Source organism: Streptomyces sp. NPDC001851 (assembly GCF_040297165.1).
Classification (GTDB): domain Bacteria; phylum Actinomycetota; class Actinomycetes; order Streptomycetales; family Streptomycetaceae; genus Streptomyces.
Window position 1 is genome coordinate 85,072 of record NZ_JBEOYR010000025.1, and the last position, 11,768, is coordinate 96,839.

Consider the following 11,768-nt stretch of genomic DNA (forward strand, 5'->3'; position numbering starts at 1 on the left):
TCCGGCCGGTGCGTCACGAGGTCGCGTGGCGGGGCGTACGGGGGTCAGCGGATGGTTTTGGTGAGGTATGCGGAGACCACCACGTTGGCCGTGTAGGCGTGCCCGGCGCGGTCGAAGGCTCCACCGCAGGTGATCAGGCGCAGCTCGGCACGGCCGGGCCGGTGGGGGCCGTAGGCCTGGTCGGCGTCGAAGCCGGCGCGGGGCAGGACGCGGACGTCGTCGATGGTGAACTCGGCGACCGTGCCGTCCGAGCGGACCACCCGGACCGTCTCGCCGGGCCGGAGCGTGCTGAGCTGGTAGAAGACCGCGGGCCGGGTGGCGGTGTCGACGTGCCCGACCAGAAGCGCCGCGCCCTGGGCGCCGGGGGCGGTGCCGGCGCCGTACCAGCCGACCACACCCGGCTGGTCGAGGGGCGGCGGGTCGACGGCACCCTGGGCGTCCAGACCCCGGCTCACCACCGGTGCCCGCACCCGCAGCACGGGGATGTCCACCCGCTGGGGCACGGCGTCCCTGAGCGGCGTGGCCGGGCGGGGCAGCCGGTCGGGGTCGGCGGGGCGGAGGACGAACAGGTCACCGGTGGCGGGTCCGTCCGTGCCGTGCGGTACGCCGGTCAGCGAGCGCCCCCACAGCCACAGCCCGAGCAGCAGCAGCGCCCAGATGAGGCCGGTGAGGAGCCATCCGGTGACGGAGGCGCGTCCGCGGTCGCCGGACATGGGCCGTTTCAGCGCGGACGACGGGCGCGGCGGGCGCCGAGCCCTACGGCGACCGCCGCGATCCCGGCCAGCACCAGGCCGGTCACCGACTGGACGGTGTCGGGTTCGGACTCACTGGTGGCCACCGTGGCGAAGTGCGCGGTGCCGCCGCCGCCCGCGTTGACGGGGGCGACGGGCGTGGCGTCCCCGGCGGGCGGCCGACCGGGCTGCGCGGACTGCCCGGCTCCTTTGCCGGCCACGGTGACCTTGCCGGTGATCACGGAGCCGGCGCAGCTGATCCTGACGTCGTAGACGCCCGGCCCGAGGGAGGATCGGACCCGGGTCTCGCCGGACAGGGTGCCCTGGCCGCCGGTCAGCCGCGCGTCGGAGACGAACGCGGCCGAGGTGGCGGTGGCCTGCTGCCCGGAGCAGCCGCGGACCCGCAGGGTCACGTCGCTGCCGGGGCCGGGAAAGGCGGGGGTCACGGAGACCGGGCCCGCGTCGGCGGCGGGGGCCGCGTGGGCGGCCGGGGCGAACGTGGTGGCGGCCAGGATTCCTGTACACAGAGTGAGGCGTAGTGAGCCCATCGTGAACCTCCAGATATCTGGAGGCTCCCCCGGGCGGAGCGCCCCCGCATCCCCGGGGGGCGCCCCATTGCTCCGAACGGGTGGATCGGGCTTTGAAAACCCCAGGTCAGACCCGATCGGACCAAGCCGGGCCCGGTCCGGTCACACCAGGTCGACCAGGTCCGCGATGGAGTCGACGACCTGCGAGGGCCGGAAGGGGTAGCGGTCGACGTCGTCGGGCTGGGTGACGCCGCTGAGCACCAGGAAGGTGCGCATACCGGCCTCCAGGCCCGCGAGGACGTCGGTGTCCATGCGGTCGCCGATCATCGCGGAGGTCTCGGAGTGCGCCCCGATGGCGTTCAGCCCGGCCCGCATCATCAGCGGGTTCGGCTTGCCCACGAAGTACGGCTTCTTGCGGGTCGCGGCCGTGATCAGGGCGGCGACCGAGCCGGTGGCGGGCAGGTCGCCCTCGACGGAGGGGCCGACGTTGTCCGGGTTGGTGGCGATGAACCGGGCGCCGTCGTTGATCAGCCGTACGGCCTTGGTGAGGGCCTCGAACGAGTAGGTGCGGGTCTCGCCGAGGATGACGAAGTCGGGCTCGTGGTCGGTGAGGATGTAGCCGATGTCGTGCAGCGCGGTGGTCAGGCCCGCCTCGCCGATGACGTAGGCGCTGCCGCCGGGGCGCTGGTCGTCCAGGAACTGGGCGGTGGCCAGGGCGGAGGTCCAGATGTTGTCCACCGGCACGTCCAGGCCCATCCGGCGCAGCCGGGCGTGCAGGTCGCGGGCGGTGTAGATCGAGTTGTTGGTCAGCACCAGGAAGGGCCGGCCGGACTCGCGCAACTTCTTCAGGAAGGCGTCGGCTCCGGGAATCGGGACGCCCTCGTGGATCAGGACACCGTCCATGTCGGTCAGCCACGACTCGATCGGCTTGCGGTCTGCCATGTTGTGCGTCTCCTGGCGTACGTACGGTCAAGAAAGCGGGGGCGCCGGAACCACGGCGTACCGACGCCCCCAGCCTAGTGAAGGTGGCCTGATCCTGACCCCGGGCTGCTCTCACCGGCCTCCCAGCACCAGGGCGGGCAGGGCGGCGACGGAGTCGAGGACGTGGGTGGCGCCGGCGGCGCGGAACTCCTTGTCGCCGTGGGCGCCGGTGCGCACCCCGGCGACCAGTCCGGCCCCGGCCCGCACCCCGCTGAGCACGTCGTACGAGGTGTCCCCGACGACGGCGACCCGCCTCACGTCCTCGGCGGCCCTGGTGCGGAGGAAGGCCTCCAGCACCATGTCCGGGTACGGCCGTCCGCGCCCGCCGGCGTCGGCCGGGCACAGGGTGAGCGGGACGAGGTCGCGCCAGCCGAGGGCGTCGAGGACGGCGTCCTGGGTGACGCGGGCAAAGCCGGTGGTCAGGACGACGGTACGGCCGTCGGCGGTCAGCTCCTCGATGGTCTCGCGGGCCCCCGGTACCGGGGCGATCAGACCGCCGTCGACCAGATCGCCGTACGCCTTCTCGAAGGCGGTGTTGGCGCGCCGGGCGCGGTCCTCGTCGCCGAACAGGTGCCGGAAGACGGAGATCTTGGACTCGCCCATGGTGGCGCGGACGTAGGAGAGGTGCTCGGTGTGCTCGGCCGAGCCGGGCTCGACGCCGAGTTCGGCGGCGGCAGCGGCGAAGGCCCGCTCGACCAGTCCGCCGTCGGCGACGGTCGTGCCGGCCATGTCGAGGACGACGAGACGGATGTCGGTCAGGGTGTTCAACGTGCTCACCAGCCCAGTTCGTTCGCGGTGGTCTCGGCTATCGCGGGGGCGCAGGTCATGCCGCGCCCGCCGGGCCCGGTGACCAGCCACACACCCTCGCGCACCTGCTGCCGGTGCACCACCCGGCCGGGTTCGGTGACCTGCGCGTACACGCCCGCCCAGCGGCGGCGGATGCGCGGCAGCGGCCGGCCGAGCAGGGACTCGACGACACCGGTGAGGTGCTCGTACGGCTCCTCGACGGTGTCGAAGGCGAAGGGGTGCGCGTACTCGTGGGTGTCGCCGATGGTCAGGCCGCCGTCGGCGCGCTGCACCATGAGCAGCTGCATCCGGTGCGCGGCGGCGGTCTCCGGCTGCGGCTGCCGGGCGTTGAGCGTGTCCAGCGCGGGGGAGGCGTAGGCAGGGTAGTAGCGGAAGCTGTCGGCGTCGGCGACGGAGGTGGTCAGCGGCTCGCCCAGCGGGTCGGTCTGCATCATCTGGAGGCGGACGCGGCGCACGGGCAGACCGGGTCCGGCGAGTTCGCGGACCAGGCCGCCGAGCCAGGCGCCGGTGCACAGGACGACCGTGTCGGCCCGGTGCACGTCGCCGTGGTCGTCGCGGACGGTCCCGGCGCCGGTCACCTCGCGCACCTCCCGGCCCGGCAGGAAGGTGTAGTGCGGGGACTTCAGCAGCTCGGCGCGCAGGGCGAGTTGCGCGGTGCGCGGCTCGACGGCCGCGTCCCGCTCGCAGTGCAGGGCGGCGGTGAAGTCACCGCGCAGGGCGGGGTTGAGGGCGCGGGCCTCGTCCGGGGTGAGGAGCCGGTAGCCGCGGGCGGCGGCGTCGGGGCGGGCCACGGCGGCCTCGGCGACGGCGACTTCGAGGGGGCCGCGGACGGGGGTCAGGGACCCGTTGGCCCGGAAGCCCAGCGCCGGGACGCGGTCTCCGATGCCCTCCCACAGCTCCCGCGCCCGCAGCGCGGTCTCCAGCTCCTCTCCCCCGGCGCGGCCACTGACCCAGATCTGCCCGAAGTTGCGCAGCGAGGCGCCGCGCGCCTCGGCCTCGCGCTCGATCTGGACGACCTGGTGGCCGCGGCGTACCGCGTGCCAGGCGTGCATGGTGCCCACCACGCCGGCTCCGACGACTGTGACTCTCATGAGGGAAGCGTGGACGACACACTCACCTTTGGGCTAGACCCATTATCTCTTCGTGACCTTTCTGGCGTGCTCCGGGGATACGGCCGGGGTCGGTGCTCTCAGCCCTTGAGATGCGTGGTGAACGAGAACCGGTCGCCCCGGTACAGCGACCGCACGCGCTCCAGGGGCCGGCCTTCCGTGTCCCGGGAGATCCGGTGGATCAGCAGCATGGGCAGGGCGGGCGGGGTGCCGATGAGCAGGGCTTCGCGGGGTGTGGCCAGCACGGTCTCGATCCGCTCGTCGGCGTCGCCGAACAGGACGCCCTGGCTGGTGAGGTAGCCGTAGAAGGAGGAGTCGGGGTCGAAGTCGCTGTCCAGCCGCGGCACCCGCGCCACGGCGACGTACGTGCTCTCCAGGCCGACCCGTTCCTCGTCGGCGAGCAGCACGCGCTCCAGGTGCCAGACGGGTTCGCCCCGGGTGAGCCCGGTCTCCGCGGCGAGCGGCTCCGGGCAGGGGAAACGGTCCAGCGTGACGAGGGTCCGTCCGGGCGTACGGCCCTGGCGGCGCACGCCCTCGGTGTAGCTGGCGAGGGACAGCGGCTGGGCGAGCTTGGGCCCGGCGACGACGGTCCCCCGGCCGCGGCGCCTCAGCCTGCCCTCCAGCACCAGCTCCCGTACGGCCTGCCGCACGGTCTCCCGGGCGACGTCGTACCGCTCGGCGAGGTCCCGCTCGGTGGGGATGACGCCGCCCTCCCCGAGTTCCTCCAGCAGGGCGGCGATCCGCGCCTTCACCGCGTAGTACTTGGGGATACGGCCGTGCTCGGGAATGCCGGAGCGGACGGGGGCGCCGGGGGCCTGGTCGTTCGGGTAGTCCACGCAGGGATCGTCGCAGACGGGACCGCCGTCGCCGCACCGCACCCCGGTCCGGGTTCAGCGGCGCCTGCGGGCCAGCAGCAGGGCTCCGCCCCCGGCCCCGAGGAGGGCGGCGGCGGCCAGGAGCAGCACGCCGGCCCGGCCGGGTCCGGTACGGGCCAGCTCGCGGGCCCACTCCCCGGCCGCCTCCGCCTCCTCGGCGAACGGCAGGGAGGGGCCGGGCGTGGCGGTGGGGGTGCCGGTACCGGGGGTGGCCTGCGGGCTGCCGGACGCGCTGGGGCCCACCCCGCCCCCCTGGGTGCCGTCCGGGGCCGGGGTCGCGTCCTGCGGCGGCTCCTCGCCGTCCCGGCCGACCCCGAACCGGTAGGCGTTGGACTGTCCGATCCAGTCCCCGTCGTCACCCCGGCGCTGGACGAGGGCGGCGGTGGCGGTGATCCGCTCGGCCGCGACGTCGGAGCGGAGCGCGAGTCTGAGCCTGACCGTCACCGTCCTGCCGGGCGGCACGGCGAACCCGGCGAACCCCTCGCCGTCGAGCACGCCGACCAGCTCGTGCTCGTCGGTGCTCTCGAACGTCACCGGCCGGGCCTTGGGGCCGTCGTAGAAGTCCAGCTCGGTCTGGTCCGGCCGCAGGGCGCGCCTGTCGTCCACGAGGACGACCACCGGGTGGACGTCGGTGCAGGTCCGGCGGGTCGTGTTGGTGAGGTCGAGGTACCAGGTGCCGTATCCGCCGCCCGCCTCGTAGGAGGCCGGGCCGCCGCGGATCCGGGTGGTCAGGGGGAAGGAGTGCGCGTCGGCGCCGACACAGGCGGGGGGCGTGTCGGCGAGGGCGGGTGACGACACGGGGACGACTACGGCGGCGGCTGCGGCAAGGCAGAGGGACAGGGACGTGCACAGTCGCATGAACACATGACCATGCCGGGTCGCGGGCGGGGACCGCGGACGCCACTCCCGGACGGGCCGGAACTCCGCCCGGACGGGGGAGTCCCGGCGGCCGGGGCGTCAGGCACCGCAGCTGCGCCGGGCCTGGGAGGCCGTCGCGACCCGCAGGGCGTCGGCGTCCTGCAGCGCCTGCAGCTCGGACCGGTCCGGATGCCCGCCATCGGCGATCTGGCGGTTGATGCCGTCCTTCAGGGCTTCGTAGTCGTGTTCGGCCTTGTCGGCGGCTGCGACGGCCCGGTCACAGGCGCTGTCCGCGGCGTGCGCGGCGGCGGCCCGGGCCGCCGCCGGGGAGAGCGCGAGGAGCAGCACGGCGCCGGCCGCGGCGGCAGGCAGCCGTACGAGGCGTACGGACATCATGGGATGAACCTCCGGATGCGGGATCAGGACGAGAGCAGGACCAGCCGGGTGTTGTCCTGTGCGTCGGCGCACACCTGGTACGGGTCGGGGTCGCCCCGGCGTTCCCGGCACGTCCACGTGGCTCCGGCCGCGCGCACCTCGGCGGGCGCGCCCTTCGAGCCGTGCCAGACCTTCGTGTAGGCGGCTGCCGCCTGGAGCGCGGTGGCACAGGGCACGTTCCCGGTGGCCGACACCGCGAGGCCGGTGGCCGGGTCCGTTCCGCAGAAGGGGGTGGGTTTCGGGGGTGCGCCGGTGTCGGCGGAGGCCTGGGCGGGCACCGCGAGGCAGAGCGCGGCGGCTCCCAGCAGGGCGGCGGTCGTTCTCATTCCGGTCGCGTGCACTTGGTACCTCCTTGCCCGGGGAAAGCCCGGCGCACCGAGTACCCAGGACCGCCCCGCCCGCCCGGCACCGGCTCCCCTCCGGCCGACATCTCGTCGCCGATCGCGCAGCCCACCCCCTACGCGTCACCCCGCCCGAACACCGGCGCCAACAGCAACTGCGCGGCCCCCTCGGCCACCACCCGCTCCCGCCAAGGCACCACCCCCACCGGCTCCCCTCCCGCCGACACCTCGTCGCCGATCGCGCAGCCCACCCCCTACGCGTCACCCCGCCCGAACACCGGCGCCAACAGCAACTGCGCGGCCCCCTCGGCCACCACCCGTTCCGCCCACGGCACGACCCGCACCGGTACCGGCTCCCCCCGCGCCCCCTCCCGCAGGGCCCGGGCCAGCAGCACCTCGTCGACCCCCCGCACGAACACCTCCGGCGCCGCCGCGATCGTGCGCCCGCCGAGCAGCACCGCATCGATGTCCAGCAGCCCGGCCAGATTCCCCGCACCCACCCCCAGCACCCGCGCCGCCTCCCCGGTCTCCCCGCGCGCCACCGCCGCCAGGCACAGCGCCTCCACGCACCCCCGGTTCCCGCACCCGCACAGCGGCCCGTCCAGCTGGATCACCTGGTGCCCGAACTCGCCCGCCCCGGTCCGCGCCCCCCGGTGCACGCGCCCGCCGATCACCAGGCCGGCGCCGAGGCCCGTACCGAGATGCAGATACGCGAAGGATCCCCCCTCACCACCGACCGCCAGCCCGAGCGCCGCCGCGTTGGTGTCCTTGTCCACCACGACCGGCACCCCCAGCCGCTCCCCGAGCGCGTCGCGCAGCGGGAACCCGTCCCACTCGGGAAACCCGGTGACCCGGTGCAGCACACCCCGCGCATGGTCGAGCGGCCCAGGAAGCGCCACCCCGACCCCGAGCAGCGTCCCCGCACCGGCGAGCCCCTCCGTGCCCGGGCCGAGCCCGTCCCGCACCACCCCCTCCACCGCACCGGCGACCGCCCCCAGCACCGCCTCCGCCCCGGCTCCCAGATCCAGTTCGGCCCGCCGCTCCCCCACCACGGCCCCGTCCAGGTCGACCAGCACCACCCGCAGCCCATCGCGGTCCAGATGAACCCCCACCGCATGCCCGGCCTCCGGCACGAGCCGCAGCACGGTGCGCGGCTTGCCGCCCGTCGAGGCCCGCCGCCCGGCCTCCGCCGCGAGCCCCTCCTCCCGCAGCCGTGCGGTGATCTTGCTGACGGCCTGCGGGGTCAGCCCCGTCCGCTCGGCCAGTTCGAGCCGGCTGATGCCCTCCGCCCCGGCGTCCCGCAGCAGTGCCAGCACCAGCGCGGTGTTGTGACTGCGCACCACCGCGAGATTCGCCCCCGCCGGCCCGCCGCTCCCGGCCCCGCTCCCCGGCCCCGTCGCAGTCCCCGGCGCCGTCGCCGTCCTCGTCCTGTCCACACCCCCATTGTCCCCACCGCTTGCACTTTGGCAACAGCGTTGCGAAAGTGGAGCCCATGACAGGACGCACGACTGCCACCCCCCTCCGCGTCGGCCTGATCGGCTACGGCCTCGCCGGCTCCGTCTTCCACGCCCCGCTGATCGCCGCCACCGAGGGCCTCACCCTGGACACCGTGGTCACCTCCCGGCCGGAGCGGCAGGAGCAGGCCCGCGCCGAGTTCCCGGGCGTGACGCCCGTCGCCACCCCCGAGGAACTGTTCGAGCGCGCGGACCGCCTGGACCTGGTCGTCATCGCCTCCCCGAACAAGACGCACGTCCCGCTCGCCGCCACCGCCCTCAGGACCGGCCTGCCGGTCGTCGTCGACAAGCCGGTCGCCGCCACGGCGGCCGAGGCGCGCGACCTCGCCGCCCTCGCCGAGGAGCGCGGCCTGCTCCTGTCGGTCTTCCAGAACCGCCGCTGGGACAACGACTTCCTGACCCTGCGCCGGCTGGTCTCCCAGGGCGACCTGGGCGACGTATGGCGCTTCGAGTCGCGCTTCGAACGCTGGCGCCCCCAGCCCAAGGGCGGCTGGCGCGAGTCCGGCGACCCGGCAGAGATCGGAGGTCTGCTCTACGACCTCGGCAGCCATGTCGTCGACCAGGCCCTGGTGCTCTTCGGCCCGGCCGCCGAGGTGTACGCCGAGACGGACATCCGCCGCCCCGGCGCCGAGACCGACGACGACACCTTCATCGCGCTCACCCATGCGAACGGCGTCCGCTCCCACCTCTACGTCTCCGCGACGACCGCCCAGCTCGGCCCCCGCTTCCGGGTGCTCGGCTCCCGCGCCGGCTATGTGAAGCACGGCCTCGACCCGCAGGAGGCGGCCCTGCGCGAGGGCCTGCGCCCCGGCCCGCGCTGGGGCACGGAGCCCGAGTCCCTCCACGGCCGCATCGGCGCCGGAGAGTCCCCGGTGACCGGCGGCGGCACGCCCGTACCGACCCTCCCCGGCGACTACCCCGCCTACTACGCGGCCGTCGCCCGCGCCCTGACCGGCGCCGGCCCCAACCCGGTGACCGCGCTGGAGGCGGCCGCCGCCCTGGACGTACTGGAAGCGGCGCGCACGTCGGCCACGGACAAGGTGACGGTGACCCTCTGATGCCACACCAGCAGCACCAGCACAGCCAGCAGCGCAACCCGCAGACCACACCCCGGACCACCCCCGAACCCACCCCGTCCGTCGAGGAACTGGAGGCGCAGGAACGCCGCCTCGTCTTCCGGCAGTTCACGTACGACGACGCCTGGGCCCTCGGCTCGCTCCTGGTCGCACTGGCCCGGGAGCGCCAGGCCCCGGTCGCCGTCGGCATCCACCGCGCCGGGCAGCAGCTCTTCCACGCGGCCCTGCCGGGCTCCACCCCGGACAACGACGCCTGGATCGCCCGCAAGCGCCGCGTGGTGGAGCGCTACGGCGCCTCCTCCTACCTGGTCGGCGCCCGCTTCCGCGCCAAGGGCACGACCTTCGAGGACTCCTCCCGCCTCGACCCCGACGCCTACGCGGCCCACGGCGGCTCGTTCCCGATCCGCGTCGAGCACGTGGGCGTCATCGGCGCGGTCACCGTCTCCGGCCTGCCCCAGCTCCAGGACCACCGGTTCGTCGTGGAGGCGCTGGAGCAGTTCCTGAAGGTGTGACGCCGGCGGGGATTACGTCGTGGAGCCCTGCGGTTGGGGATGCCTGTAGACGTGATGATCAGGACCCCACCCGGAGGGACCGCCCCATGAGCACCGTGAAGGACCGCATCGGCCGCTACGGCATCTGGAACGTCGGCCTGCGCGCGGAGGACCCCTCCCGGCGCGGCGAACTGGCGGAAGCGGCGGCCGAGTTGGAGGAGCTCGGCTTCGGCGCCGCATGGCTGGGCGGCAGCAGCGCCGCCCGGCACGCCGTACCGCTCCTGGAGGCCACCGGCAGGCTCACCGTCGGCACCAGCATCCAGAGCATCTGGCAGTACGACGCCGCAGCGAGCGCGGCGGCGTTCGCCGAGGTGGAGGCCGCCCACCCCGGCCGCTTCGTGCTCGGCCTCGGCGTGAGCCACGCCAAGCTCGCCGACCAGTACCGCCGCCCGTACTCGGCGCTGGTGTCCTACCTCGACGCCCTGGACACGGCCGGGGTGCCCGCGGACCGCCGGGTGCTGGCCGCCCTCGGCCCGAAGACCCTGGAGCTGGCCCGCGACCGGGCGGCGGGCGCGGTGCCGTACCTGGTCACGCCCGAGCACACCGCCCGCGCCCGCGAGATCCTCGGCGCCGGCCCGCTGCTCGCCCCGGAGCTGAAGGTGGTCCTGGAGACCGATCCGGCCCGCGCCCGCTCCCTCGCCCGCGACACCCTCGCGATGTACCTGGCCCTGCCGAACTACACCAACAACTTCCTGCGCCACGGCTTCACCGAGGACGACCTGACCGACGGCGGCAGCGACCGCCTGGTCGACGCGGTCTTCGCCTGGGGCGACGAGAGCAGGATCCGCGACCGCGTCGACACCTTCCGCCAGGCGGGCGCCGACCACGTGGCCCTCCAGGTGGTGGCGGGCGGCGACAGGGACACCCTCCCGAGGGAGGAATGGCGCAGGCTCGCTTCTCTGCTGGGTTGAGTGCAGGCGCCCCGAAAGGGGCGCGGGGCTGTATCGATATGCGGCTCCGCCGCGTGGGCGCGAGAAACCACGGACGACCCGCACCCGCCGAACTCGCGCAGCCCCCAACCCCTTAGGCGTCCTTGACTTCCTGCCGCTGCCGACCAAGCCCCGCGATCTCCAGCTCGACCACGTCCCCGGCCCGCAGATACGGCTTCGGCTCGGGCTGCCCCATGGCCACCCCCGCCGGCGTCCCCGTGTTGATGACGTCCCCGGGGTACAGCGTCATGAACCGGCTGAGATACCGCACGACCTCCCCGACCGGGAAGATCTGCTCGGCCGTCGTACCGTCCTGCCGCAACTCCCCGTTGACCCAGAGCTTCAGCGACAGGTCCTGCGGGTCGGCGACCTCGTCGGCCGTCACCAGCCACGGCCCCAGCGGATTGAACGTCTCGCAGTTCTTGCCCTTGTCCCAGGTGCCACCGCGCTCGATCTGGAACTCCCGCTCGGACACGTCATGGGCCACCGCGTACCCGGCGACATGCGCGAGCGCCTCCTCGGCCGAGCCGAGGTAGCGGGCCGTACGGCCGATGACGACGGCGAGCTCCACCTCCCAGTCGGTCTTGCGCGACCCGCGGGGGACGAGCACCGTGTCGTCCGGCCCGACCACCGTGTCCGGTGCTTTCAGGAAGACCACCGGCTCGGCGGGCGGCTCGGCACCCGTCTCGCGGGCGTGGTCGTGGTAGTTGAGCCCGATGCACACGATCTTGCCGATGCGGCCGAGCGGCGGACCGATGCGCAGCCCCGTCGCGTCGAGGCGGGGCAGCTCGCCGGACTCGGCCGCCGCCCGTACCCGGTCGAGCGCGGCCTCGTCGGCGAGGAGCGCGCCGTCGATGTCGTCCACGACGCCCGACAGGTCCCGCAGGGTCCCCTCGGAATCGAGCAGCGCGGGCCGCTCGGCCCCTGCCGTACCGACTCGCAGCAGCTTCATGGTCACAATCTCCCTCGATCGCGGGGGCGCCCGACCGATGTGTGCAGCCATCGGAGGACTGGCTGATCCTCCAATCCCGCCG

The 11,768-nt window shown here is 74.4% G+C and carries 14 protein-coding genes; 3 read left to right on the top strand and 11 right to left on the bottom strand.

Going from position 1 to position 11,768, the window contains the following annotated elements:
- Nucleotides 1–44: 44 nt before the first annotated feature.
- The 10 genes from ABT171_RS31130 to ABT171_RS31175 all read right to left on the bottom strand — a co-directional run bounded on the left by ABT171_RS31130 (nt 45) and on the right by ABT171_RS31175 (nt 8,100).
- A complete protein-coding gene (locus ABT171_RS31130; protein ID WP_351249665.1) occupies nt 45–713 on the bottom strand; it encodes a class F sortase in 669 nt (222 codons plus the stop codon).
- An 8-nt stretch (nt 714–721) separates the two neighbouring features.
- Entirely contained in the window at nt 722–1,279 is a 558-nt protein-coding gene (locus tag ABT171_RS31135; RefSeq protein WP_351249667.1) for a hypothetical protein, read from the bottom strand.
- Nucleotides 1,280–1,420: 141 nt separating this feature from the next.
- On the bottom strand, nt 1,421–2,200 hold the full coding sequence (locus ABT171_RS31140; RefSeq protein ID WP_351249669.1) for an HAD-IIA family hydrolase: 780 nt from the start codon (nt 2,198–2,200) through the stop codon (nt 1,421–1,423).
- Nucleotides 2,201–2,311: 111 nt separating this feature from the next.
- Entirely contained in the window at nt 2,312–3,016 is a 705-nt protein-coding gene (locus ABT171_RS31145; protein WP_503077244.1) for a phosphonatase-like hydrolase, read from the bottom strand.
- Nucleotides 3,013–4,137, bottom strand: coding sequence for a TIGR03364 family FAD-dependent oxidoreductase (locus tag ABT171_RS31150; RefSeq protein WP_351249671.1), 1,125 nt, complete (start codon nt 4,135–4,137; stop codon nt 3,013–3,015). The genes ABT171_RS31145 and ABT171_RS31150 overlap by 4 nt, the downstream gene beginning before the upstream one ends.
- 98 nt (nt 4,138–4,235) lie before the next feature.
- Entirely contained in the window at nt 4,236–4,991 is a 756-nt protein-coding gene (locus tag ABT171_RS31155; RefSeq protein ID WP_351249673.1) for a GntR family transcriptional regulator, read from the bottom strand.
- Nucleotides 4,992–5,045: 54 nt separating this feature from the next.
- Complete coding sequence (locus ABT171_RS31160; RefSeq protein WP_351249675.1) at nt 5,046–5,894, bottom strand: hypothetical protein; 849 nt, start codon at nt 5,892–5,894, stop codon at nt 5,046–5,048.
- A 93-nt stretch (nt 5,895–5,987) separates the two neighbouring features.
- Nucleotides 5,988–6,284 carry a hypothetical protein gene (locus ABT171_RS31165; RefSeq protein WP_351249677.1) on the bottom strand — a complete coding sequence of 99 codons (297 nt, stop codon included), beginning with the start codon at nt 6,282–6,284 and terminating at the stop codon, nt 5,988–5,990.
- A 23-nt stretch (nt 6,285–6,307) separates the two neighbouring features.
- On the bottom strand, nt 6,308–6,664 hold the full coding sequence (locus tag ABT171_RS31170; RefSeq protein WP_351249679.1) for a hypothetical protein: 357 nt from the start codon (nt 6,662–6,664) through the stop codon (nt 6,308–6,310).
- A gap of 254 nt (nt 6,665–6,918) precedes the next feature.
- Nucleotides 6,919–8,100: an ROK family transcriptional regulator gene (locus ABT171_RS31175; RefSeq protein ID WP_503077252.1), complete on the bottom strand. Its 1,182-nt coding sequence runs from the start codon at nt 8,098–8,100 to the stop codon at nt 6,919–6,921.
- Between the two features lie 56 nt (nt 8,101–8,156).
- Here ABT171_RS31175 and ABT171_RS31180 point away from each other — a divergent pair, with 56 nt between their 5' ends.
- The 3 genes from ABT171_RS31180 (at nt 8,157) to ABT171_RS31190 (ending at nt 10,716) form a co-directional block, all read left to right on the top strand.
- On the top strand, nt 8,157–9,236 hold the full coding sequence (locus ABT171_RS31180) for a Gfo/Idh/MocA family protein (protein ID WP_351249683.1): 1,080 nt from the start codon (nt 8,157–8,159) through the stop codon (nt 9,234–9,236).
- Nucleotides 9,236–9,766 carry a heme-degrading domain-containing protein gene (locus tag ABT171_RS31185; protein ID WP_351249685.1) on the top strand — a complete coding sequence of 177 codons (531 nt, stop codon included), beginning with the start codon at nt 9,236–9,238 and terminating at the stop codon, nt 9,764–9,766. The genes ABT171_RS31180 and ABT171_RS31185 overlap by 1 nt, the downstream gene beginning before the upstream one ends.
- Nucleotides 9,767–9,852: 86 nt before the next feature.
- Nucleotides 9,853–10,716 (top strand): LLM class F420-dependent oxidoreductase, encoded by an 864-nt coding sequence (locus ABT171_RS31190; protein WP_351249687.1) that lies wholly within the window; start codon nt 9,853–9,855, stop codon nt 10,714–10,716.
- A 112-nt stretch (nt 10,717–10,828) separates the two neighbouring features.
- On the opposite strand, the gene ABT171_RS31195 is transcribed toward ABT171_RS31190, so the two are convergent.
- Complete coding sequence (locus tag ABT171_RS31195) at nt 10,829–11,686, bottom strand: fumarylacetoacetate hydrolase family protein (RefSeq protein ID WP_351249689.1); 858 nt, start codon at nt 11,684–11,686, stop codon at nt 10,829–10,831.
- Between the last annotated feature and the right edge of the window lie 82 nt (nt 11,687–11,768).